Origin of the sequence: Haloarcula sp. K1, from assembly GCF_001647155.1 — an archaeon.
Taxonomy (GTDB): domain Archaea; phylum Halobacteriota; class Halobacteria; order Halobacteriales; family Haloarculaceae; genus Haloarcula; species Haloarcula hispanica.
The window spans coordinates 190843-214504 of sequence record NZ_LRHL01000043.1; the positions used below are offsets into that span (position 1 = coordinate 190843).

The following is a 23662-nucleotide window of genomic DNA, read 5'->3' on the forward strand; positions in this document are numbered from 1 at the left end:
CGCCAACACCCCGTATGCCAACTCTTACCAGACCAACAACAATTAAGAGGGTATGACCCACATACAGGGTTGTATGCCGGAATGCCAGAACTGCGGTAATTTTGTAACGGCTGACTACGCGCGTGTGTTCACGCCGAACGGGGTCGAAAAGCCCAGGGTCTGTCCGCAGTGCGAGGACAAGATTCGCGACGGGGCAGACGTCCGTGAGGCCCGGTCCACACGTCGCGGATAGAACCGGTCAGGAACTGCCGCCCTGTGACCTGACGGTTGCGGGGACGTTTTCCTCGCCGGCTGCACTCGCTACCAACCGCTGTTTTACTGCACAGGCGTTTCAGGGGCTATGCTAATGCATCTGTCAGGCGTGTCCGTGCCTCCTCGAACACCGCGTCAGCACGGTCCGCGTCACGGGCTTCGGCGGTGATCCGAACGAGCGGCTGGGTCCCGCTGGCCCGCAGGAGGAACCACGCGTCGCCGAGGTCGACCCGGACCCCGTCGAGCGTCGTCACGTCGTCGTAGGCGTCAGTCACCGTCTCTCGAACGCGGTCCATCACCGTTTCCTTCTGAGCGGTTTCGACGCTGTCCCGGCGGATGGGGTACTCCGGCACATCGGCGGCGCGGTCGCCCAGCGGGCGCTCGCTGTCCAGCGTTGCGGCGGTACAGGCCGCCAGCGGCCCGTCCGGACACAGCGTTCGCTCGGGCCAGATCCACGCGCCGCTCGGCTCGCCGCCGAAAGCGACCCCGTCCTCGCTCGCGGCCTCGGCGACATACACGTCCCCGACCGGGGTGTACTCGACGGCCACGTCGATATCGCTGAGGTGGTCCTCGACGGCGAGGCTCGTATCAACCGGGACGGCGACCCGCTCGCCCGGTGACGCCGCAGTACGGGCGAACACGGCCAGCAACACGTCGCCCGAGAGGAAGGTCCCGTCGGCCGAAACCGCCCGCATCCGGTCGGCGTCGCCGTCGTGTGCGATCCCGAGGTCGGCGTCTGATTCGGCCACTAGCGTCGCCAGTGACTCGCAGTTCTCGGCTTTCGGCTCCGAGGGCCGACCCGGGAACGCGCCGTCGGGCTGACCGTTGAGCGTCTCGACGGAACAGCCCAGTTCGGTGAGGGCGTCGACGCTGACCCGGCCCGCGCCGTTGCCCAGATCGACGACGACGTGGCTGTCGAGGTCCAGTTCGCCGATTTCCGCGACCAGCGCCTTGACGTGGCGCTGGCTGGCATCCCGGGACTCGATGTCGCCGCTCTCGTCCCACGCCGCTGGCTGGAACGCATCCTCGTCCAGTCGCTGTTCAATCGTCTCCCGCAGGTCCGCGTCGAAGGCTTGCCCGCTGGGCTGCCAGAGCTTGATACCGTTGTCCTGGGGCGGGTTGTGGCTCGCCGTCACTGCAACCCCGGCGTCGGCGTCCTGCCACGCCACCGCCCGTCCGATAGTCGGCGTCGCCGCACCGCCGAGGTCGACCACGTCGACGCCGCTCTCTCGGAGCCCGGCCACCAGCGCCGCCTGCAGGTACTCGCCGCTCGCTCGCGGGTCCCGGCCCACGACCACCCGCTCGCAGTCGATGCCAAGCGCCCGCCCCACCGAAAGCGCCACCTCGGCTGTGACTGTCTCGCCGACGGGACCCCGAATCCCGCTCGTTCCGAACTGTGTCATTACTGCTCTCTGGGGCGGGCCGCCCCTAAAATCCATCCGGCATCGGACAGGTACTTCGGGACGGTAGTGCCGATGCCGTTCCGCTACTGTGTCGGCGCCCACTCGCAGGCCGTCCCGGTCGTCAGCCCCGCTTCGTCGATGTGAGCCGAGAGGCAGCCGTAGTTGCAGAACTGCGTTGTCGGCTTCCCGTCGGGTGTCTCGCTGATGTAGACGGGGTCGTGGGCCTCGACGGAACAGCCGCAGTACGTGCAGTCGGCCATACTGACGCTTGCGGCCGGGAGAACAAACGTTTTGTCCGCGTCTGTCGACCCACCGCACATGAAACAGGGCGGCTCTGACGCGGCGAAACAGGCAGCGGGGGAATCGGCGGCCGAGGCAGTTGAGGACGGCATGGCCGTCGGCCTTGGCACGGGGTCGACAGCGGCCCACGCTATCCGCGCTATCGGGCGAGCGGTCGACGCCGGACTCGATGTCGTCGGCGTCCCGACGTCATTTCAGTCCCGTCAGCTGGCCCGGGACTGTGGCATCCCGCTGGCGGACCTCGACGACGTGTCGGTCGACCTCGCTATCGACGGGGCCGACGAGGTGGCCGGCGGCAACCTCATCAAAGGTGGCGGAGCAGCCCACGCTCGGGAGAAGATCGTCGACGCGAGCGCTGACCGCTTCCTCGTCATCGCCGACCCGACCAAAGAGGCCGAGTCGCTCTCGGTGCCGGTGCCGGTCGAGGTACTTCCGATGGCCCGCCCGACGGTCGCCGAAGCAGTCGATGATCTAGGTGGCGACCCGACACTTCGCCGTGCAGAGCGCAAGGACGGCCCCGTCGTCACCGACAACGGGAACCTCGTGCTCGACTGTGACTTCGGTCCCATCGACGACCCCGCCGCACTCGCCAGCGACCTCGCCGCACTCCCCGGCGTCGTCGAGCACGGGCTGTTCGTTGACATGGCCGACGAAATCCACGTCGGCACTACTGACGGCGTCACCGTCCGAGCGCTATCGGAATAGCTGTCGCTGATCGGCGTGCGCCAAAAAATACGCTGCTTGAAACGACCTTACAGGTCGCGCGGCTGGACCGTCTTCCGGTCGTTCTCGTCAGCTCGTCGGGCTGCGTCCTGGAGCAGCTCTTCGACTTCCTCGTCGAGTGCGTCGTAGAAGTCGGACGCTACGTTCATGTCGTTGAGCTCTTCCTTAACGGCGGCTTTGACGATTAGGTCTGCCATACAGACGAGGTATCGACGGGGGTTACTTATATACTTTCTCCAATTAGTTCGCTCTCGACCCTATTACCGGCAGTTTGAGGCATTATACGACACATAACCCCTTATAAATCCGCATTTGTGTCCTCTGTAATCCATCAGAATCCGTGCTTTCGGCTGTGCTAGACGGCTATTGTTGCGTTACTCCGGCCGAGCGTCGCTCACGCGCGCTCGCACAGGTCGGCCCTGAAACGGGCGATACGTTCGCCTCGGACCGACGGATAGGAGTGGCCGTATCACTGAATGGGTCCTATGCGCGACATACTCGATTCGGTTGCGGCGGGTGACCTCTCCCCGGTAGAGGCCGAGGCGGCGCTTGCGGGCTACGCGACCAGCGGGGCCGGTCGGTTCGACGCCGCCCGGGAGGACCGTGCCGGTGTTCCCGAGGCTGTCCTTGCAGATGGGAAGACGCCGGCGGAAGTAGCGGAGCTTGCGGTGACAGCTATCGAAACGACGGACCGGGCTATCGTGACGCGACTCGACACGGCAACTGCGACGACCGTTCGGGAGCGGTTGGACGAAACCGCCCCGGACGCGACAGTTCGATGGGACGACCGCTCGAACTGGCTGGTAGCGACGACGCCCGCCTTTGAGCGCCCGTCGCTGGACGCGTCAGTCGGCATCGTCACGGCCGGGACCTCCGACGCCGTTCCGGCCGGTGAGGCCGCGCTCATCGCCGAGGAGATGGGCGCGACCGTGACCCGTATCGACGACGTCGGCGTCGCGAGCCTCGCCCGGACGATAGACGCGGTCGATAGGTTCCGGGACCATGACGTGCTCATCGTTGCGGCGGGCCGCGAAGGCGCGCTCCCGACGGTCATCGCCGGGCTCGTGGACGTGCCGGTCATCGGATTGCCCGTCTCGACCGGCTACGGCCACGGCGGCGAGGGCGAGGCGGCCCTCTCGGGGCTGCTCCAGTCCTGTACCGCCCTCTCCGTTGTGAACATCGACGCCGGCTTCACCGCCGGGACGCAGGCCGGCCTAATTGCCAGACAGCTCGACGATGCACGGACGTAGATATCTACGCCAACTGCAGACATACCCAAGTATTTGGGTAAAGAGCTATGGGAACAACGCGCGTACGCGTATACGTCGGCGGTGGTGTCGCCGACGAACACGATGCCTGAATGTGATCATTGCGGCGCGCACGTCTCAGACCAGTTCGCCCGAGTGTTCGCGGACGAACGCGGACACATCCGGGCGTGTCCGAACTGCTCGGCGAACGCTGGCATTGCCGAGGTATCGAGAGAGCGCGCCCAACAAGTGTGAGGCCCGCTGGGCCACCAGCATCGTGCGATGACTACCGCGCGGAGCCCTTACCACGTGTACGTCCTCCGTTGTAGCGACAACACCTTTTACACCGGCTATACGACCGATGTGGAGCGCCGCGTCCGCGAACACGACGCCGGCGACGGCGCGAAGTACACGCGCGGCCGAACCCCGGTCGAACTGATCCACGTCGAGTCGTTCGACTCACAGTCCGAAGCGATGAGCCGTGAGTACGAGATCAAGCAGTACACCAGAGCAAAGAAGGAACGACTCGTCGAATCCAGCGACGCCGAAGCGGACTTCGATATCTGAACCGCTATCGATACAACTGAAGAATTAGCAGCGCTACCGCCTCAGATGCCGAGGCTCACCTCTTCCCGTCGGTAGCCGTGAAGTGACAGTTTTGCGATGGGGCGTGATTTTTTGTCGAGGGGCTGAGAACCGCGAGATATGGACAACGACGCGGATGTCGACGCAGGTGCGATCGCCTTCGGGACGGACGGCTGGCGGGCGACGCTGGACGTGTTCACGAAGCCGCGGGTCCGGATGGTGGGACAGGCCGTCGCCACCACCCTGCAGGAACGCGGGGCGACCGGGACCGTCGCCATCGGATACGACGCCCGCGAGACCTCGCCCGGGTTCGCTGACGAACTCGCACACGTCCTGCGCGCGAACGGCTTCGACGTGCTCTTGCCGGACCGGGACACGCCGACGCCGATTGTCGCCTGGACGGTGAAAGACCGCGACCTCGCAGGGGCGCTCCAGATTACGGCCAGCCACAATCCCCCGGAGTACAACGGCGTGAAGTTCATTCCCGGCGACGGGTCGCCGGCGCTGCCGGACTGGACGGCCGCCTTCGAGGAGAACCTCGCCGTGCTCGACCCGCTGCCCGAGGACGAGTGGGGCGAGCGAACGGAGGAGGACCTGATCGGGCCGTACCACGAGCACGCGCTGTCGTTCGTCGACGCCGACCTCGACGGCCTGCCGGTCGCCTACGACGCGCTGTACGGGAGCGGCCGCGGCGTCACCGACGCCCTCCTCGCCGACGCCGGCGCTGACGTGACCCGACTCAACTGCGAACAGGACCCCGACTTTGGCGGCGGGTCGCCCGAACCGTCGGCGGAGAACGCCGAGGGGCTCGTCGGCGAAGTCAGCGACGGCGACGCCACGCTGGGAATCATCAACGACGGCGACGCCGACCGCATCGGCGTCGTCACACCCGAGCGGGGCTATCTGGACCCGAACCTGTTTTTCGCCACGATGTACGACTTTCTGCTCGAAACTGGCTCGGGCGACGTGGTTCGGACGGTCTCGACCTCTAGCATCGTCGACCGCGTCGCCGAGGCCCACGGCCAGAACGTCCACGAGGTCGCCGTCGGCTTCAAGTGGGTCGCCGAGGCGATGGCCGAGCACGACGCGCTGTTCGGCGGCGAGGAGTCCGGCGGTTTCGGCCTGCCGGACCATCTGCGGAACAAGGACGGTGTGTTGGTGGCGCTGGTCGCCGCCGCCGCCGAACGCGAGGAACCGCTGGACGCCCGCGTCGACCGTCTGTTGGACGAACACGGCGAAATCCACCAGAACCGAATCAGCGTCGACTGCCCGGACGACCGCAAGGAACCAGTCCTCGAAGACCTCGAAGTCGCGCTGCCCGAGACGCTGGCGGGAGTCGCTGTCGACGGCATCAACACCGTCGACGGGTTCAAAATCCGGCTCGAAGACGGGACGTGGGTGCTGGTCCGCCCGTCCGGAACGGAGCCGAAACTCCGCGTCTACGCCGAGGCGTCGAGTGCGGAGCGCGTCGAGGACCTGTTAGAGGCGGGTCGGGACCTGGTCGAGCCGCTGGTCTGACCTCACTTGGTTGTGCTGACGACGTACGTGCCGGCCACGCGGTCACCGAGGCGCTGTGCGTCGTCGCTCACGAACATGACGGCCGCTTCGACGAGGAGCCAACCGGCCATGAGAACGAGCGCGAAGACGAACCCGAATCCGCCGAGAATACCACCGAGCAGGAGCATGATTGGGAACGGGGCGAGCAGTACCGCCGTTCGGAGCAGGCGGTCACGCTGGCTCGGCGGCGACCCGGTCTCGTCGACGACCGCGACGTTCTGGGACCGCTTCCCGACTGTCTCGTTGGTCTCGGCGTAGTAGCCGAAGTAGTAGACGAGTACCGCGCCGATGGCGAGCCAGAGGGCGAAGTTGACGACGATACCCAGAAGCCCCGCAGCCATCACCGATCCACCGCCCATCGCGCCCGGACTCTCGGGTGAGGCGGCGGCCATCGCGCCGACCGAGAGAACCGTGTTGAGAACGAATGTGACGAGCCACAGCCCGAACGCGACGGCGCTCAGGATGGCGAAATCGATGAGGTATGCGACGACGCGGTCGCCCCGCGCTTCGACCGCGTTTTCAGAGACAGTTGCTGACATCGTTTTAAAACCATTCTCGAAACTATTTAAAAAATGTTACGACGGCGTGTCAACTGTTTCCACCCTCTTTGCGCACTTGCGGCCACTACTCACGCTCACCACGAAAACGGTCGGCTTCGTCGGCGAGCGGCGTCACGTCGAATCCCAGCGCCTCGTAGAACGGCCGAACGTCAGCGTCGAACTCGGCGGTGACACAATCTCGCCGGTCGAGCGCGGCCTCGACGAGCGCCGTCCCGATACCCTGCCCGCGACGACGCCGACGGACAGCGACGGCCTCGATGTGAGTGTCGTCGAGTACGAGTGCGCCGAGAACGCGCTCAGCCGCCGGGTCATCGTCGGACACTGCGACGAGCGTACCGTCGTCTTCAGCACCCGCCCGAACGGTTTCCACGGCTATCGAGAGGACCGCTCCGTCGAGGACGTTCATCACCGCCGGCACTTCGTCGGCGGTCGCTGTGCGGACGTGCATATCTGCTAGAGGCCGCTGCTTGGCGGTTCAGCCGCCTTTGATGAGCCTGACGACCTGAACGTGGTCGTGCTCGACGGGCTGATCCGTCGGAACGTGCTCGCCGTCGACGAGGACCGACACCTCGTGGGGGCTCAGGTCGACCGGCGAAAGCAGGTCGGCGTAGGTCGCATCCGCGTCCACCTCCAGTTCGTGGGTGTCCTCGCCGGCGATCTCGACGGTGACGTACATACACCGACTACTCCGCCGACGCACCTGAGACTGTCGACTCTCGCGGGGTTTAAGACCGGCCCACGCTTCCCATCGTCCATGAGTGAGGCCGAGTCCGAGTCGCGGGCGGGACGCGAGGAGGTCTGGATCGAGAAGTACCGCCCGCAGACGCTCGACGACGTGATGGGCCACGAGAACATCGTCGGGCGACTCAAAAGCTACGTCTCGCGCAACGACCTGAGCCACATGCTGTTTTCCGGCCCCGCGGGGACGGGGAAGACGACGTGTGCGACGGCTATCGCCCGTGAACTGTACGGCGAGGACTGGCGCGAGCACTTCCTCGAACTGAACGCCTCCGACGAGCGCGGTATCGACGTGGTCCGGGACCGAATCAAGAACTTCGCCCGAACGAGCTTCGGCGGCGTCGAGTACCGCATCATCTTCCTCGACGAGGCCGACGCGCTGACTAGCGACGCCCAGTCGGCGCTGCGCCGGACGATGGAGCAGTTCTCGAACAACGTCCGCTTTATCCTCTCGTGTAACTACTCCAGCCAGATCATCGATCCGATCCAGTCCCGTTGTGCCGTCTTCCGCTTCTCGCCGCTGGCCGACGACGCCGTCGCCGAGGAAATCCGAAACATCGCCGCCGAAGAGGACATCGAACTGACCGAGGACGGACTGGACGCGCTCGTCTACGCCGCCGACGGGGATATGCGGAAAGCCATCAACGGCCTGCAGGCCGCGTCGGTCAGCGGCGACACGGTCGACGAGTCGGCGGTGTACGCGATCACCTCGACGGCCCGCCCGGAAGAGATCCGGACGATGGTCCAGTCGGCGCTGGACGGCGACTTCACCGCCTCGCGGGCGACCCTCGATAGACTGCTGACCGAGGAAGGCATCGCTGGCGGTGACATCATCGACCAACTCCACCGCTCAATCTGGGAGTTCGATATCGACGACGAAGCGGCAGTCCGAGTGCTCGAACGCATCGGCGAAACCGACTACCGGATCACCCGCGGTGCGAACGAGCGCGTGCAACTCGAAGCGATGCTGGCCTCGCTCGCCCAGGGCGAGTAAGGCCGTACTACCGCTACGATCCGGTTTTTCACACCTGATAACTGGCGGGTGAGATTTATGATGAAAGGAAAGTAAGAGTATCAACAACTGAAATGCAACGTTTACGACCATCTACGGAGGGGACGGGTGAGGACCGCGGTCAGGTCGGGATCGGGACGCTCATCGTGTTTATCGCGATGGTGCTGGTCGCGGCAATCGCGGCGGGCGTGCTTATCAATACTGCGGGGTTCCTGCAGAGTTCCGCCCAGGCGACGGGCCAGCAATCCAGTGATTCGACGACCAACCGCATTCAGGTTGTGGGGATTACCGGGGACCACTTCACCGACAACAGCGAGATCGGCGTGGTTGACATCGTCGTCAGGCGGGCACCGGGGGCAGGCAACGTCGACCTTGACAAGACGACCGTCCAGTGGATCGGTCCGAGCGGGTCGTACTACCAGCTCGCGGCTGGCGGCGCAGACGGCAACCCCGATGGGCGGTTCGCTATCTCTACCGTGCAGGACAATGACGGCTCCCAGCCGGTGCTGAACGACGTTGAAGACCGGTTCAGAATCACGCTCGACCTGGGGACCGATAATTCCGTTGGCGCTGAGCCATTCGGTGAGGAACTGCCCGAAGGAGAGACTGCGACGCTCCGCATTACCTCGCCAGCCGGCGGGATGACGACCGAGGAAGTCGTCGCGCCGAAGACGCTCTCCGGGGAATCCTCTGTCACGCTCTGACGGCCAGGGATACCGCCGGCCCCTTCGGAACAGTTTTAGGCGAACGTGGGCCAACTGAACACCAATGAGCGACCTCGACGAGGCCTACCAACTCGACTACTTCGAAGAGGAAGGCTTCCACCGCCAGGAGTGTGCCTCCTGTGGCGACATGTTCTGGTCCCGTGTCGAGCGCGAGACCTGCGGCGAGCCGCCGTGTGCGGAGTACGACTTCATCGACAACCCCGGGTTCGACGAGTCCCACTCGCTGACGGAGATGCGCGAGGCGTTCCTCTCTTTCTTCGAGGACCGTGACCACGAGCGCATCGACCCGTACCCGGTGGCGGCCAACCGCTGGCGCGACGACGTGTTGTTGACCCAGGCGTCGATTTACGACTTCCAGCCGCTGGTCACCTCGGGGACGACGCCGCCGCCGGCGAACCCGCTGTGCATCAGCCAGCCCTGCATCCGGATGCAGGACATCGACAACGTCGGGAAGACGGGCCGGCACACGATGGCCTTCGAGATGATGGCCCACCACGCGTTCAACGCGCGCGAGGACATCGAAGACCCCGAGCAGTACGCCTACGAGGGCGAGGTGTACTGGAAAGACGAGACGGTCCGGTACTGCGACGAACTGTTCGAGGAGATGGGCGCGAACTTAGACGAGATCGTCTACATCGAGGACCCGTGGGTCGGCGGCGGCAACGCCGGCCCGGCCATCGAGGTCATCTACCGCGGGGCCGAACTCGCCACGCTCGTCTTCATGTCCATGGAGCAGGACCCAGAGGGCGAGTACGAGATGAAAGACGGCAACCGGTACTCGCCGATGGACACCTACATCGTCGACACCGGCTACGGGCTCGAACGCTGGACCTGGATGAGCCAGGGGACACCGACGGTGTACGAGGCCGTCTATCCCGACATGATCGCCTTCCTCAAGGACAACGCCGGCATCGAACTCACCGAGGAGGAGGAACGCATCGTCCACGAGGCCGCGAAGCTCGCGGGCCGGATGGACATCGACGAGGCCGAGGACATCGAAGCCGAGCGCGATACCATCGCCGCCGAGGTCGGCGTCGAGGTCGCGGAGATGCGGGACCTGATGGCACCGCTCGAGGACATCTACGCCATCGCCGACCACTGCCGAACGCTCGCGTACATGCTCGGCGACGGCATCGTCCCCTCGAACGTCGGCACGGGCTATCTGGCACGGATGGTGCTGCGCCGGACGAAGCGACTGGTCGACGGCGTCGGCGTCGACGCGCCGCTGGACGAACTCGTCGACATGCAGGCCGAGCGGCTGGGCTACGAGAACCGCGACACCATCCGCGACATCGTCCGCACCGAGGTCGAGAAGTACCGCGAGACGCTGGACCGCGGTGGCCGGCGCGTCCGCCAGTTGGCCGACGAGTACGCCGAAAAGGGCGAGCCGATCCCGACCGAGGAACTGGTCGAACTGTACGACTCCCACGGGATTCAGCCGGACATGGTCGAGGAAATCGCCGCCGAGAAAGGCGTCGCGGTCGACGTGCCCGACGACTTCTACGCGGTCGTCGCCCAGCGACACGGCGGCGACGACACCGCCACCGAGGAATCACAGACGCCCTACGAGGACCGGCTCGAAGAACTGCCCGAGACCGACCGGCTCTACTACGAAGACCAGCAGCGGACCGAGTTCGAGGCCGTCGTGCTTGAGGTGTTCGACCGCGACGACGACAACTACGACGTGGTGCTCGACCAGACCATGTTCTACCCCGAAGGCGGCGGCCAGCCGCCGGACGAGGGGACGCTGTCGACCGACGACGTCTCCGCCGAGGTGACCGACGTCCAGCAGTACGGCGACGTCATCGTCCACACCTGCGACGACGACCCCGGCAAGGGCGAGTTCGTCCGCGGACAGGTCAATGCGAGCCGCCGACAGCGCCTGATGCAACACCACACCGCGACCCACATCGTCATCCACAGCGCCCGGCAGGTGCTCGGCGAGCACGTCAGACAGGCCGGTGCCCAGAAGGGCACTGACTCCGCCCGCATCGACATCCGCCACTACGAGTCGGTGAGCCGCGAGGAGGTCAAGGAGATCGAACGCCTCGCCAACGACATCATACAGGACAACATCGCCGTCTCCCAGGAGTGGCCCGACCGCAACGAGGCCGAGGAGCGCCACGGCTTCGACCTCTACCAGGGCGGCATCCCGGCCGGCGAGCAGATCCGGCTCATCACCGTCGGCGACGACGTGCAGGCCTGCGGTGGCACCCACGTCGCCCGAACCGGTGACATCGGGGCTGTCAAGCTCCTGAACACCGAGCGGATTCAGGACGGCGTCATCCGCCTGACCTTCGCCGCGGGCAACGCGGCCATCGAGGCCACCCAGCGCACCGAAGACGCGCTCACCGAAGCCGCGGATATCCTTGACGTTGCGCCCGATGCCGTCCCGGAGACTGCCGAGCGGTTCTTCGACGAGTGGAAGGCCCGCGGTAAGGAGATCGAACAGCTCAAGGAACAGCTCGCCGAGGCCCGCGCCAGCGGCGGCGGCGACAGCGAGGAAGTTGACGTGGGCGAGGCGACCGCCGTCGTCCAGCGCATCGACGCCGACATGGACGAACTTCGCGCGCAAGCGAACGCTATCGTCGAACAGGGCAACATCGCGGTGCTCGGGTCGGGCCTCGACGGCGCGCAGTTCGTCGTCTCCGTGCCCGACGGCGTCGATGTCGACGCCGGTGAGGTTGTCGGCGAACTCGCCGGTCGCGTCGGCGGCGGCGGCGGCGGCCCACCGGACTTCGCACAGGGCGGCGGCCCAGACGCGGACGCGCTGGACGAGGCGCTTGAGGACGCACCTGAGATACTGCGAACTGTGGCGAACGTCTGAGACGGGCTGCTGCATCATTTCCGCATCGACCACCTGCGGACGGCGACTATCACGGGAACCAGGGACGGCGTCCGCCTGAACCGTCCCCGTTCTTTCTCGCCGCTGGTTCCGTTCTACGCTCGGTTACCTCGGACAGTTGTCCGATTAAGACTCGATATTCTGCCCGAACGGTCCGAATACGCTCAAGAGATACAATTACATTTAGTTGTATTAGGTGTACCTGGATGAGTTTCCAAAAGTATTTTTAGCAACTGCCCATCTATAGCAGATATGAGCGGAGAACGTGACATCGCACACATTCGGACTCACACCGAGTACGTTCGGTCACAACGGACGTGTCGGCGATGTGGGACCAGTGTCCCCGCTGCTAGCGGCCGTACTACCGATGAACTGTGTGAAAACTGCAGTGCCACCCGTGCTACCTGACCCATGAGTACGACCACGACGCCCCCGTCGGACACTGACCTCGACGAAGCGCCGGAGTTCGAACTGGACTGCCTGTACGACGACCCCGAGAACCCCTCGGAGCTGACGATTTTCCCCTCGGACCGCCAGCAGTCCGTGACAGAGTGGGTTACCGCGGACCGTTCGGCGACCGTCTCGCTCGACGAACTGCGCTGAGCGGTACGTGCTGCCCGCTATTCGCCCTGACACAGCCGTCTGGCGTCCCGCATCGCCTCGTTGGTCTCGCAGACGAGCGTCAGGTGATCGCCGCTTGCAAGGCGGAAATCGCTGTCGGGGACTCTGTCTGTTCCGTTACGGCTTACCATTGCGACCAGACAGCCGTTCGGAAGCTTCTCCGCGGTTTCCTCTATGGTCCGGTCGACCAGTGAGTCGTTGCTGAGTTCGACTTCCAGTACGTCCCCTGTTCGGCCGGAGTCCGACAGCCAGTGGGCCAGCGCTGGTCGCTCGACCGCGTCGTCGATTGCGTCGGCGACGGCGAAGCCGGCGGATATCGTCTCGACGTCAAGGTCCTCGAAGGCCTCGACGTTGTCCGGCTGGTTCGCTCTGGCGACCACGGTGTCGACGTCGAACCGGGTCGTCGCCAGCTGTGCCACGAGCAAATTCACGTCGTCGTCTGCGGTCGCAGCGACGACAACGGACGCCCGGTTCGCCCCTGCTTCTTCGAGGACGTGCGCGTTCGTCGCGTCCCCGTGGACGACGCGATGGCCGTCGGCCCGCGTCCGCTCGACCGTGTCCTCGTCGCTGTCGATGAGGACGACCTCCTCGCCGCGTGATTCGTATCGTACTGCCAGTTCCCGGCCGACGCGACCGCCACCGACGATGAGTGTTTGCATGGGAAGGATGTCGAGCGCTTGCGCGAAGTGACGGGCCAGCCCGCCTTGAAACATGACGGTCGCGAAGATGACGAGAAAGACAGTCCCGACGAGGACCGTCGCAGCATCCGGGTTCTCGGGACGCAGTTCGATGGCGAACAGCGTGGCGACGCTGGCTGGGACGATACCGCGCGGCCCCATCGCGCCGACGAACATCCGCTCTCGAACTGTCAGTCGGCCACCCAGCGTCGAGAGGAACACGCCGAGCGGGCGGACGAGCGTGACGACGACGATGACGACGACGAGTCCGCCGATCCCGAGTGCACGCAGGTCACCGAGCGATAGCTGGGCGGCCAACACGATGAAGACGAACGAGAGGACAAACAGCGTGATACCGCCCTTGAACTCGGCGATCTCCTCTTCGTGGGGGAGGTCGGCGTTCCCCAGTACGATACCGGCAACGGCGGCGGCCGCGATGCCGGCCTCCGAGAGCCATATGCTTCCCAGCGCGTACGCCAGCAGCGCTGCGGTCAGGACCACCGCCCGGGCGTTTTGCATGGCGTTGTCCGCCGAAAGGTGCCACCGCTGGAGCAGGAGTGCGATACCGCCGCCGACGGCGATACCGACGATGTGGCCCACGACCAGCCGGGCGACGAACGCCTCGACGACGACTACCGGCGAGGACTGGCTCGCGATGACGAACTCGAACGTCGCCACCGCGAGGATGGCTGCGGTCACGTCGTTGATGATGCCCTCTGTCTCCAGGGCGGCGGCGACCCGGTCCCTGACCGGGACCACTTGCATGATCGGCGTGATGACCGTCGGCCCGGTGGCGATCAGCAGGCTCCCGACGAGGACGGCGACTGGCCACGTCGTCCCGAACACGACCTTGACGGCGACGGCGGTTCCGACGAGCGAGACGAACGCGCCGATTGTCACCAGTCCAAGCGCCTCCCTGGACGCTTCACGGACTCGCTCGACGGTAAGGTGGAACGCCCCCTCGAAGACGATGATACCGACGCTGAGGCCGACGATAGCCTGCAGCCCGGCCTGTCCGAATATCGCGGGGTCGACGAGGTCGAGGGCCTGCGGGCCGACGAAGACGCCGGCGACCAGCAGGAACGCGACGCTCGGGATCTGGAGCCAGTCGGCGACCAGTTGCGCGGCGACACCCAGACTCACGACCAACACGACAGCGCCGATAAGTGATGCTGCTCCTGACACGGGACTGGCGGCCCTTCGACAGCCAGCGCTAAAGACCTACTCACCGAAAGAGACACACCACCGGCGAAGGAACCGACAGCCAATGCCGACCGCACGCAACCGCGACGTGTCCCTCTACTACGAAGCCGACGGCGACGGCCCCACCGTCGTGTTCATCAACGACGTGGGGTACGGGGCGTGGCTCTGGGGCTGGCACTACGACGCCGTCGCCGGTCCCTACGAGACGGTGGTGTGGGACCTCCGCGGAACCGGCCGGTCGGACGCGCCGGGGGGACCGTACGACGTGGGAACGCTGGCTGCTGACCTCGAAGCCGTGCTGGCCGACCACGGCGTCGGGAGCGCCCACCTCGTCGGGGCCGGCCTCGGCGGCATGGTCGCGCTCGAATACGCCCACCAGTACAACCGCGCCCGTTCGCTGACGCTGTACTGTACGGTGGGATCTGGCGATGCGGTGGATCGGGCGGAACTGGAGGCGCTCGCGCTGGACGCCCCATCGTCGCTTGCAGGAGCGTTTTCGCCGGCATTCCGCGAACACGACCCGGACCTCATGGAGCGGATCGCAGGCTGGCGCGCTGACGAGGACGCTACTGGCGCGGCCCGCGACGCGCAGGCCAACGCAATGACGGCTTTCGACCCGCCGCCGCTGTACGAGATTACCCAGCCCGCCGAGGTGTACTACGGGCTGGACGACCCCGTCGTGTCGCCGGACGCCGCGCAGTCGCTGGCGGCCGACCTGCCCCGCGGGACCGGCGAGGCCGTCGAGGGTCGCCACTGCTGTTTCGTCGAACACGCGCCGGCGGTGACCGACCGATTGCTGGCGCTACTGGACGAGCAGACAGAGTAACTATTGGACCGGGTGGCCGGACGCAATCCACAAATACGCGGCCTGATAGGTGATACGTATGACCGACCGGACGGCGGCCGTCACGCGGACCACGGCCGAGACGGACATCGAGGTCACGCTCGACGTCGACGGCGACGGCGACAGCACCATCGATACCGGCATCGGCTTCTTCGACCACATGCTCGACTCCTTTTCCACCCACGGGCTGTTCGACCTGACCGTGCAGTGCGACGGCGATCTAGACATCGACGACCATCACACCGTCGAGGACGTCGCCATCACGCTCGGCGAGGCGTTCACCGAGGCGCTGGACGACAAGCGCGGCATCCGCCGGTTCGCCGACCGCAAGGTCCCGCTGGACGAGGCCGTCGCGAGCGTCGTCGTCGACATCTCCGGCCGGCCGTACTTCGCGTTCGACGGTGACTTTTCGCAGGGTTCGGTCGGCGGGATGACCAGCCACATGGCGAAGCATTTCTGTCGCTCGCTGTCGATGAACGCCGGGCTGACGCTGCACTGCGGCGTCGAGGGCGAGAACGCCCACCACGAAATCGAGGCGCTGTTCAAGGGGCTGGCACGAGCACTCGACGACGCGACCCGCATCGACGAGCGCCGCTCCGACGTGGCGAGCACGAAAGGCGAGCTGTAGTCGACGGCGGTGCGAAGCCGTCGCCGTTTCGGCTGCTGGCGGCACCGATTAGTGGCCCCACGTCCACCACTCCGTATGTTCGACGAGATTATGCAGAAATTCGAGGACTCCCCGGGCCAGCAGGATGTCATCCGTTTGCTGCTGGAGCGAGGGTTCTCCGTCAACGAGGACGGCCGCGTCGTCTCGGGCGGCATCGAGATCCCGAACACGGGCATCGCCCGCGAGGCCGGCGTCGACCGGCGCGTGGTCAACGCCACGACGGACGCGATTCTCGACGACGACGACCTGCGGCGCATCTTCCGCAACATCTCCTCCGTGCCGAGCCTGCTCGATCTCGCCCCGGTGCTCGATCTGCACGCAGTGACTGTCACCGTCCGCGCCGCCGACGAGTCCGGCATCGTCTCGACGGTCACGTCGGCTATCGCCGACCACGGCATCTCTATCCGCCAGGTCCTGAGCGAAGACCCCGAGTTCACCGACGAACCGAAACTGTACGTCATCACTGACGAGGAACTGCCCGGCGACCTCATCAACGAAATCCGTCGCCTGGCGTTCGTCCGGACCATCGAACTGGCCTGATGCCGGCGACGCTCACCGTCGAGACGCCCGGAGGGGAAACCCACGAACTCACCGCCGAACGCGGGGCCGTCCTCCGGGACGTGCTTCTCGATGCCGACCTCTCGCCACACGGTCGCTACGCGAAACGGGTCAACTGCGGCGGCCGCGGCATCTGTGCCACCTGCGGCGTCCGTCTCGCTGAGCCGCCCGACCCCGACCACTGGCACGACGACCTCGCCGACCGGTTTAGCTATCCCCGGCTCTCCTGTCAGCTCCGGGTTCGGGACGGAATGAGAGTCGAACTGCTTGACAAGCGGGTCTGGGGGTCGCGGCAACCGGACGGCAGGACGGACTGACTCACTGCTGGGAGCGCGAACGACAAACGCTATTCCGCCGCCGGGCCTACGCCGGGCCGTGACGGACAGCTACCTGACCGTTCCGGGCCGCGGCGAGGCGCGCTTCGAAGTGCGCGGCTCGGAGTTCATCGGCCACGTCGCGCCGGCGGCGACCGTCGAAGCCGCCGAGGCGTTCGTCGACGCCGTCAGCGAGGAGTACGCTGACGCGACCCACAACGTCCCCGCCTACCGCGTGCGATCCGATCCCTTTCGGGAGTATTCGAGCGACGACGGCGAACCGAGCGGCAGCGCCGGCGACCCCGCGCTGAACGTTCTCCAGCAACGCGATATCGAGAACGCCGTCGCCGTCGTCACGCGCTACTACGGCGGGACGAACCTCGGCGTCGGCGGCCTCGCCAGTGCCTACTCCAGAGCGGTGAAAGAGGGCGTTGACGACGCAGGCGTGGTCGAGGAGGTGCCCCACGAGCAGTTCACCGTAACCGTCGCCTACGACGACTCCGGCAGCGTTCGGAGCCTGCTTGAATCAGCAGGCGTCGAGTTTGCAGCTGACTACGAGGCCGAAGTCGTCTTCGAGGTTCGGGTGCCTACGGCTGAGGGGAGCGACCTGCGGGACCGAATCCGGAGCGCGACCAGCGGGCGGGCGGCTATCGAACTGGCGTGACCCCCGCTACTCGTAGGTCGGCAACCGCGCCGACTGCGCCGAGCCGTCGATAAAGGGCAGGTCGACCTGCTGTGCGCTGACCGGTTCACCGTCGATGCGGATGGTCAGCGCGTCTTCGGGCCGTTCCCAACTGAGATTCGCCAGCGCAATCGGGGCTTCCCGCATCGGGCTCTGGCCGGCACGGGTCACGTCGCCGACGTGCTCGTCGCCGGCGAACACTGCGGCACCGGACTCGGGGCATTCCTCGACGGCGAGGCCGACCAGACGTTGCGTGGGGTGGCCGCGGTTCTCGATTCGCGAGACGACCTCCTGACCGACGTAACAGCCCTTCTCGAAGTCCAGGGCGTTCCGCAGGCCAAGGTCGTTCGGGAGCGCGCCCTCGATTTCGGTGTCGAACAGCGGCGTCCCGGCCTCTAACGTCAGCGTCTCCCAGGTCCGGTAGCCGAAGGGGACGGCGTTGAGCCCCCGGTTGACCAGCGTGTCGAAGACAGCCTCGGCGTCGTCAGCGCTACAGACCACGTCGTAGCTCTCCTCGCCGGCGAGGTTGTCCGTCCGGATGACGGAGACGCCGGCGTCGCCGAGTTCGCCCCGCTCGAAGGTCAGCGGCGCGGGCGGGGTCCCGGTCTGGTGGAGAACGCTGGCGATTTTCTCTGTCGCTTTCGGCCCGTGGACGCCGAAGACGGCGAAGTCGTCGGTTGCCTCCTCGAACTCGACGTCCTGAATGAACGTCTTGTCCGCCCACTCTGCGGCAAGGTCCTCGGCTTTCTGGGGCGGTGTGAACACGAGCAGGCGCTCGCCGGCGTTGTACACGTACATGTCCGTGTCGACGCGGCCGTCGGGGTCGAGCAGGAGCGCGTAACAGCCCGCGCCGTCATCGTCTGGCACGCGGTTCGAGACGGCGTTGTCGACGTAGTCGACGCGGTCCTCGCCGGTGACGACGATGACGCCGTAGCCGTACTCCATCGCCCCGACGACGTTCCGAACTGCGCGGTGGGTCCGCTCCGGTCGCCCGTAGTTGTCGACGACGCGCCGACCACCGACCTCCCTGAATGTCGCTCCGTGGGCCTCGTGAACGGACTCGAGAACAGTCATTGTACGGGCATGCGGCCCTCGTGGGGAAAAACGTCCCGTTAGCGCCGTCGGTGTGTGCGGGAAGGGGCTACAAGCCGTGCGGCCATCGTCACGGCGGCGGTGACGCGCTGACCGCTGCCGTCTGTCGCGTCCACGGTCTAATTGTCACCGCGTCACGGCGGACGTCCCTGGCTAATAGCGGAGTAAACAGAGATCGGTACGGCCGGCCGGTACGTGCCACCTACGGCCGTCTGGACTGCTGTGAATCGACGAGGCGCTCAACTTCGGACGGTTCGAGCGGTGTCAACGGTCCAGACAGTGTCCGGGAGAGGGCTGCTGCTGCGACACCGTGGAGCAGCGCTTCGTCCGTGTCAGCGCCGGCGGCCAGTTGCTGGAGCGTCGCGCCGATGAAGGCCTCGTGTTGTCCCGATTCGTCGACCGCGGTCGTCTCGATGGCATCTTGCTCGTGTACGACGCCGTCGTGGTAGGCCACCGCGCCGTACTCGCTCCGTGTGAGAATGACGCGGGTGAGTTCGTACTCCGTCGCGAGCGTGTGAGCGACTTCGCGCGGACTCCCAGTCGTGTCAAACACCGCGGAAACCTGCTCTTCGGCGGCAAAGAGAGTATCGACGGCCGGTAGCAGGTCTGCAAGCGCGTCGCGGGCGTCCTCGGCGTCCCATAGCCCCGGATGGAAATCGAGATCGAATGCTCGCATTCCTGCGGCCGCTCTGAGTAACGCCCCCGTCGTGTCGGCGGCTGTGTCAGAAAGTGAGAGGGTTGCGCCAGAGGTGAACACCACGTCCGCGTTCTGTATCTCGCCCATCGGAAGTTCACCGGGTGTCAGCGTCGCCATCGCGGTGTTACCGCGGTCCTGTAGCAGCCGCTCGGCACGGGGCGGGTCGGCGTCCTCGTGGAACGTGAGCCCTTGCCGGCCGGTACTCGGGTCGGCCCAGACAACCTCTGTCTCCAGCCCGAACTCGTGGAGTTCCGCGACGACGCGCCGTCCGAGCGGTGTGTCCGGGACCTTCGAGAGCCACCGTGCGTCAGCCCCAAGTCGGCCGGCCGTCGCTGCAACGCCGCTCGCGGTCCCATCGACGCGAATCGACGCCTCACGGGCCGTTTCGAACCGCTGTCCGTCTGGGGGTGCAAATCTGAGAGCGGTCTCGCCGAACGTTACGAGTGACATACCGCGTGCATCGGGAGACGGAGGTTTAGTTCAATCGGCTGTATCGATTGCTGTGTCGGGGGACGGGCCGGAATCTCTCGTTACCGCCGCCGACCGCCGTGTCCGGGGTAATCCCGCTCGAACCGGTCTTCGAGTTCCTGCCGGTCGATGTGGATGACCGTCGGCCGTCCGTGGGGACACGCGTAGGGGTTCTCACAGTCGTCCAGTGCGGCGAGTAGCTCCCGGACGGAGCCCTCGGTCAGCGACGTGTTCCCGGTCACGGAGGGGTAACACGCCAGGTCGCCGAGCAGTTCGTCCGCCGCCGCTTCGACCGTCGCTGCCGCTTCGTCGTCGCCGGCGACGAACGCGCCCAGTACGTCCCTGACGATGTCCGGGCCGGCCGCATCGGCGATGACGCCCGGAAGGGTCCGGACCTCGACGCTTCGCTCACCCGTGCGCGCCGTGTGGAACCCCAGACTCGCCAGCGCGTCGCTGCGCCGGTCGAACACCTCGGCCTCGCGCGCGGTTAGTTCCAGTTCGACAGGGTTAGCAAGTGCCTGTGTCGTCGTTTCGCCCTCGAACTTGGCCTTCAGCCGTTCGTAGTTGACCCGCTCGTCCGCCGCGTGCTGGTCGACCAGCACGAGGCCGTCGTCCGTCTCCGCGACGACGTAGGTGTCGGCTAACTGTCCGAGAATCCGCATCGAGGGCAGCGACTCGTGGGTCGCTTCCGGGTCGTCGCCGAGGCGCGCCTGCTCCTGCCCGCCGGTGAACTTCCGCCCCTCGCTCTCCGTGGCTGTCCGTCCCGCCGCGGACGCGTCACGGCGCTCACCATTGCTATTTCCACTCGAAACACTACCCTCTGGATCGCGCACCCCGGATTCGCCCGACGCATCGTCCGTTGGGCCGGTCGCGGAGGCCCGTTTCGTGTCGGCTGATTGAATGGATTGGGCTGTGCCGGAGGACTGGCTACCCGCTGTCTCGGTCTGCGTGCTGTCCGGTCGGTCTGTGGGCTCGGTATCCGGCTCCTGTGCTGTTGCATCAGCGCTGCCCGTTGCGGTGGTATCCGTCCGTCCCGGCGTTGCTGCTTCGTCTCCGGTGTCCCGGCCGTCCGGACTCGACCGCTCGTGCTCGCTGTCGTTCGCCCCGTCTGACGCCGGCGTTATCTCGGTCTGCTCGGGTGCCGACCGGCCACGCGGTGCTGTCGAGCGCAGTAGCCCTTCCCGCAACAACGCGTCCTCGACGGCAGTCTGGACCTGCTCGCGAACACCCTCGTCGTCGGCGAAGCGGACCTCCATTTTGCGGGGATGGACGTTCACGTCCACGTCGCCCGCGGGCACGTCCAGAAAGAGGACGGCGAAGGGGTAGCGGTCCGGCGCGATCTGGGTCCCGTAGGCGTCGACGACGGCGTCGCGAACGGTACCGGCCCGGACATAGCGGCCGTTGACGTACGTCGAGAGGTACTCGCGGCCGGCGCGGTTCGTCTCGGGGTGCGAGACGAGGCCGTGGACGCCGTCGAGCGGCCCGTCAGGGAAACTATCACTCTCGTCGCCATCCGCGTTCGCTTCCGAACCTGCTCCGACCGAGATCATCGACTCGGCGACTTCCCGGCCGTAGACGGACATCACCGTCTCGCGCAGGTCGCCTTGGCCGGTCGTCGAAAACGTTTCGCGGTCGCCGTGGGTCAGCGAGACGGCCACGTCCGGGTTAGCCAGCGCGTAACTGGCGACGACGGTGTTGACGTGTGCGAACTCTGTCGACTCCTGTTTGAGGTACTTCCGGCGGGCCGGGACGTTGTAGAAGAGGTCTTCGACCGCTATCGTCGTCCCCTCCGGACAGCCGGCGGGGCCGACCGACGTGACATCGCCGCCTTCGAGAACGAGTTCCGTCCCAACGTCGCCGCCGCGCGGTCTGGTCCGGATCGTCAGCCGCGACACTGCCCCGATTGCGTGCAGGGCCTCGCCGCGGAACCCGAGCGTTCCCACGCCGCCCTCCAGGTCTGCGATATCGCGAATCTTCGAGGTGGTGTGTTTCTCGACGGCCGTCTCGACGGCCTCGCGGTCCATCCCGACGCCGTCGTCCGTGACGCGAATCCCGTCGGTTCCGCCGGCTTCGACGACGACCTCGACCCGGGTCGCGTCGGCGTCGATGGCGTTCTCGACCAGCTCTTTGACGACGGAGGCCGGTCGCTCGACCACCTCGCCGGCCGCGATGCGTTCGACGGTCCGGTCGTCGAGTCGCTGGATATCGGTCATACGTGCCTCCGCATGTGATTGCCACCGGCTAACGGGCGAAGCGACTTGATACTGTCTGCCTTCGCCGTGCCTATCAGCATTGTCATGAAAATAGTTAACACAAAACAGTCCTGAACCTCCCATGGTGACGACCTATGTGCCACCACAGAGAACGCTCCTGGACCGAAGCGACGGCGGACGACGAGGCAACTGACGAGGACGAGGAGGAACTCCCATCCTTCCTCAACGAGGAGGCGACCGAAACCGAGGTGCTGACCGACGGCGGCGACGAGGCGTAGCAGCGGCACACCTTCGATGCGGTGTTGGCAAACCAGCCATTTTTGTCGTGTGTGAGTATCGCAAACCCGATAGCTAAAGTACGCTCGCCGTTAGTCGCCACTATCCTGTGGATATCGACATGGAACAATACGACCAACTCTACCGTCTGTATAAGAGCGTAGACACGACGACGCTGCGTGGCTATCAGGAGTTCGTCGACCTGTTTCCTCCGCTCAGCTCGACTGTCGCCCTGGAACAGTGGGAAACCGCCAGTGACCGCCTTGACGCTCTCAAATCCGACATCACTGACGAGTTTCCCGGGACCGGCGAGACCTATGCGGAAATCGCGGCTCGGCTGACCCGCGACGAGGCCTTTACCGCGCTCGACCTCTACTCGAAGTACGACCGGTCGGTGAACGTGCTCGTGCTGGACGTCGACGAGACGCTCCGGTCGGCCGGTGACACCGACAACGAAATCCCCCGTGACACGCTGTATCTCCTGACGCAGTTCCACGAAGCGGGCGTCCCTATCGTCGTCTGTACCGGCCAGACGCTGGAGAACGTCAAGGGGTTCATGATACAGGGGCTTGGCAACGATCTCGTCTCCTCCGGCCAGATGAGCATCGTCTACGAGTCCGGTAACGGCGTGTTCACGCCCAAACACGGCGAGGACACCAAGCGACTGCTCTACGAACGCCTCGACGAAGCGGTCGTGGACGTGTTCGAGACCGTCCGGCGGCGAGTCCTCTCGGAGGCCCCCGACGCCGTCGGCAAGCGCTGTCACCTCCAGGGCAACGAGTTCAACGTCACGCTGAAACCCAACGCCGAGGTCGGCAGCGACAACGCCGTCGAAATCATCGACGAGTCGCTGCGGTACCTCTGTGGCCTCGTTGGCGACGCTATCGCCACACAGGTCGACGCCGAAGTCGACGACCCCGCAGGCTACGCGCGGGCCTACTTCAGCCGCGACCCGGAGATTCTGGACGTGCTGGCGGCGGGCGGCCTGTCGACCGACGCCGACATCGACGACGCGCCCGAGGCGTTCCGCGACATCCTCGAACGCGTCGACCTGGGCTACTACGAGGGCGACGCGGCCGAACTCGTGAGCCTCGAACTGGACAAGTCCGCCGGCGTCGAGGAGGCCTTCGACGTGCTCGGCATCGACGACCCGTTCGCGCTCGTGATGGGCGACAGCAAGAGCGACCTGCGAGTGATGCGCTGGGTCGACGAGAACGACGCCGGCATCGCCGCCGCGCCCGCGCATTCCTCGCCCGACGTGCTCGACCACGTCAGTTCGAGGGACGACCTGGTGTACGAGGCCGGCGACGCTAGCACGGTGTTGCGGACTATCTACGGTATTAGCCTCGTTGAGCAACTGGACGAGCAGGGCGAGTGAGCCGACGCCCCATCTGTTGCTGTGG

General features: G+C 65.9%; 25 protein-coding genes. 15 read left to right on the forward strand and 10 right to left on the reverse strand.

Translation table 11 applies throughout. The features are described 5' to 3' along the window. Positions 1-338: 338 nt before the first annotated feature. Together glmM and AV929_RS14420 are read right to left on the reverse strand one after the other, a co-directional pair. Positions 339-1655 (reverse strand): phosphoglucosamine mutase, encoded by a 1317-nt coding sequence (gene glmM, locus AV929_RS14415; protein ID WP_064288588.1) that lies wholly within the window; start codon positions 1653-1655, stop codon positions 339-341. Positions 1656-1738: 83 nt separating this feature from the next. Beyond that, on the reverse strand, positions 1739-1915 hold the full coding sequence (locus tag AV929_RS14420) for a hypothetical protein (protein WP_228841576.1): 177 nt from the start codon (positions 1913-1915) through the stop codon (positions 1739-1741). Positions 1916-1973: 58 nt separating this feature from the next. Here AV929_RS14420 and rpiA point away from each other — a divergent pair, with 58 nt between their 5' ends. Next, a complete protein-coding gene (gene rpiA / locus AV929_RS14425) occupies positions 1974-2660 on the forward strand; it encodes a ribose-5-phosphate isomerase RpiA (RefSeq protein ID WP_064288589.1) in 687 nt (228 codons plus the stop codon). 47 nt (positions 2661-2707) lie between these two features. Here rpiA and AV929_RS14430 read toward each other — a convergent pair whose 3' ends face one another. Continuing rightward, entirely contained in the window at positions 2708-2875 is a 168-nt protein-coding gene (locus tag AV929_RS14430; RefSeq protein WP_004517708.1) for a hypothetical protein, read from the reverse strand. A gap of 288 nt (positions 2876-3163) precedes the next feature. Between AV929_RS14430 and larB the strand changes: the two genes are divergently transcribed. The 3 genes from larB (at position 3164) to AV929_RS14445 (ending at position 6028) form a co-directional block, all read left to right on the forward strand. Next, the gene (gene larB / locus AV929_RS14435; protein WP_064288590.1) at positions 3164-3928 is read left to right on the forward strand and encodes a nickel pincer cofactor biosynthesis protein LarB; all 765 of its coding nucleotides are present in this window, start codon (positions 3164-3166) and stop codon (positions 3926-3928) included. 279 nt (positions 3929-4207) lie between these two features. After that, positions 4208-4492, forward strand: coding sequence for a GIY-YIG nuclease family protein (locus AV929_RS14440; RefSeq protein ID WP_050007393.1), 285 nt, complete (start codon positions 4208-4210; stop codon positions 4490-4492). A gap of 138 nt (positions 4493-4630) precedes the next feature. Beyond that, on the forward strand, positions 4631-6028 hold the full coding sequence (locus AV929_RS14445; RefSeq protein ID WP_064288591.1) for a phosphoglucomutase/phosphomannomutase family protein: 1398 nt from the start codon (positions 4631-4633) through the stop codon (positions 6026-6028). Positions 6029-6030: 2 nt separating this feature from the next. Here the strand turns inward: AV929_RS14445 and AV929_RS14450 are convergent, their stop codons facing one another. From AV929_RS14450 to AV929_RS14460, 3 genes are all read right to left on the reverse strand, one after another. Continuing rightward, the gene (locus AV929_RS14450) at positions 6031-6606 is read right to left on the reverse strand and encodes an RDD family protein (RefSeq protein WP_008307307.1); all 576 of its coding nucleotides are present in this window, start codon (positions 6604-6606) and stop codon (positions 6031-6033) included. 85 nt (positions 6607-6691) lie between these two features. Continuing rightward, positions 6692-7075 carry a GNAT family N-acetyltransferase gene (locus tag AV929_RS14455; RefSeq protein ID WP_064288592.1) on the reverse strand — a complete coding sequence of 128 codons (384 nt, stop codon included), beginning with the start codon at positions 7073-7075 and terminating at the stop codon, positions 6692-6694. Positions 7076-7102: 27 nt separating this feature from the next. After that, positions 7103-7303 (reverse strand): ubiquitin-like small modifier protein 2, encoded by a 201-nt coding sequence (locus tag AV929_RS14460; protein ID WP_064288593.1) that lies wholly within the window; start codon positions 7301-7303, stop codon positions 7103-7105. A gap of 78 nt (positions 7304-7381) precedes the next feature. Here AV929_RS14460 and AV929_RS14465 point away from each other — a divergent pair, with 78 nt between their 5' ends. The 4 genes from AV929_RS14465 to AV929_RS14480 all read left to right on the forward strand — a co-directional run bounded on the left by AV929_RS14465 (position 7382) and on the right by AV929_RS14480 (position 12550). Beyond that, positions 7382-8359 (forward strand): replication factor C small subunit, encoded by a 978-nt coding sequence (locus tag AV929_RS14465; protein WP_044952085.1) that lies wholly within the window; start codon positions 7382-7384, stop codon positions 8357-8359. A gap of 92 nt (positions 8360-8451) precedes the next feature. Then, positions 8452-9081 carry an archaellin/type IV pilin N-terminal domain-containing protein gene (locus tag AV929_RS14470; protein WP_008307313.1) on the forward strand — a complete coding sequence of 210 codons (630 nt, stop codon included), beginning with the start codon at positions 8452-8454 and terminating at the stop codon, positions 9079-9081. 64 nt (positions 9082-9145) lie between these two features. Continuing rightward, positions 9146-11929, forward strand: a complete 2784-nt coding sequence (gene alaS, locus AV929_RS14475) for an alanine--tRNA ligase (RefSeq protein WP_064288594.1) — start codon at positions 9146-9148, stop codon at positions 11927-11929. A 429-nt stretch (positions 11930-12358) separates the two neighbouring features. Next, positions 12359-12550 carry a hypothetical protein gene (locus AV929_RS14480; protein WP_050037219.1) on the forward strand — a complete coding sequence of 64 codons (192 nt, stop codon included), beginning with the start codon at positions 12359-12361 and terminating at the stop codon, positions 12548-12550. A gap of 17 nt (positions 12551-12567) precedes the next feature. On the opposite strand, the gene AV929_RS14485 is transcribed toward AV929_RS14480, so the two are convergent. Then, positions 12568-14430: a cation:proton antiporter gene (locus AV929_RS14485; RefSeq protein ID WP_014041597.1), complete on the reverse strand. Its 1863-nt coding sequence runs from the start codon at positions 14428-14430 to the stop codon at positions 12568-12570. A gap of 82 nt (positions 14431-14512) precedes the next feature. Here AV929_RS14485 and AV929_RS14490 point away from each other — a divergent pair, with 82 nt between their 5' ends. The 5 genes from AV929_RS14490 to AV929_RS14510 all read left to right on the forward strand — a co-directional run bounded on the left by AV929_RS14490 (position 14513) and on the right by AV929_RS14510 (position 17495). Next, on the forward strand, positions 14513-15274 hold the full coding sequence (locus tag AV929_RS14490) for an alpha/beta fold hydrolase (RefSeq protein ID WP_014041596.1): 762 nt from the start codon (positions 14513-14515) through the stop codon (positions 15272-15274). Positions 15275-15332: 58 nt separating this feature from the next. Continuing rightward, positions 15333-15920 (forward strand): imidazoleglycerol-phosphate dehydratase HisB, encoded by a 588-nt coding sequence (gene hisB, locus AV929_RS14495; RefSeq protein ID WP_014041595.1) that lies wholly within the window; start codon positions 15333-15335, stop codon positions 15918-15920. Between the two features lie 75 nt (positions 15921-15995). Next, positions 15996-16499: an ACT domain-containing protein gene (locus AV929_RS14500; protein WP_014041594.1), complete on the forward strand. Its 504-nt coding sequence runs from the start codon at positions 15996-15998 to the stop codon at positions 16497-16499. Continuing rightward, positions 16499-16834 carry a 2Fe-2S iron-sulfur cluster binding domain-containing protein gene (locus AV929_RS14505; protein ID WP_014041593.1) on the forward strand — a complete coding sequence of 112 codons (336 nt, stop codon included), beginning with the start codon at positions 16499-16501 and terminating at the stop codon, positions 16832-16834. The genes AV929_RS14500 and AV929_RS14505 overlap by 1 nt, the downstream gene beginning before the upstream one ends. Before the next feature lie 58 nt (positions 16835-16892). Continuing rightward, on the forward strand, positions 16893-17495 hold the full coding sequence (locus tag AV929_RS14510; RefSeq protein ID WP_014041592.1) for a YigZ family protein: 603 nt from the start codon (positions 16893-16895) through the stop codon (positions 17493-17495). A 6-nt stretch (positions 17496-17501) separates the two neighbouring features. Here AV929_RS14510 and AV929_RS14515 read toward each other — a convergent pair whose 3' ends face one another. The 3 genes from AV929_RS14515 to mutL all read right to left on the reverse strand — a co-directional run bounded on the left by AV929_RS14515 (position 17502) and on the right by mutL (position 21983). Further along, positions 17502-18587, reverse strand: a complete 1086-nt coding sequence (locus AV929_RS14515) for an aminomethyltransferase family protein (RefSeq protein WP_050037216.1) — start codon at positions 18585-18587, stop codon at positions 17502-17504. Between the two features lie 220 nt (positions 18588-18807). Beyond that, a complete protein-coding gene (locus tag AV929_RS14520) occupies positions 18808-19752 on the reverse strand; it encodes a sugar kinase (RefSeq protein ID WP_064288595.1) in 945 nt (314 codons plus the stop codon). Positions 19753-19832: 80 nt separating this feature from the next. Then, on the reverse strand, positions 19833-21983 hold the full coding sequence (gene mutL / locus AV929_RS14525) for a DNA mismatch repair endonuclease MutL (protein ID WP_064288596.1): 2151 nt from the start codon (positions 21981-21983) through the stop codon (positions 19833-19835). Positions 21984-22117: 134 nt separating this feature from the next. Between mutL and AV929_RS22425 the strand changes: the two genes are divergently transcribed. Both AV929_RS22425 and AV929_RS14530 read left to right on the forward strand, forming a co-directional pair. After that, positions 22118-22261 carry a hypothetical protein gene (locus AV929_RS22425; protein WP_004590504.1) on the forward strand — a complete coding sequence of 48 codons (144 nt, stop codon included), beginning with the start codon at positions 22118-22120 and terminating at the stop codon, positions 22259-22261. Between the two features lie 107 nt (positions 22262-22368). Continuing rightward, entirely contained in the window at positions 22369-23637 is a 1269-nt protein-coding gene (locus AV929_RS14530; protein WP_080510090.1) for an HAD family hydrolase, read from the forward strand. The last annotated feature ends 25 nt before the right edge of the window (positions 23638-23662 follow it).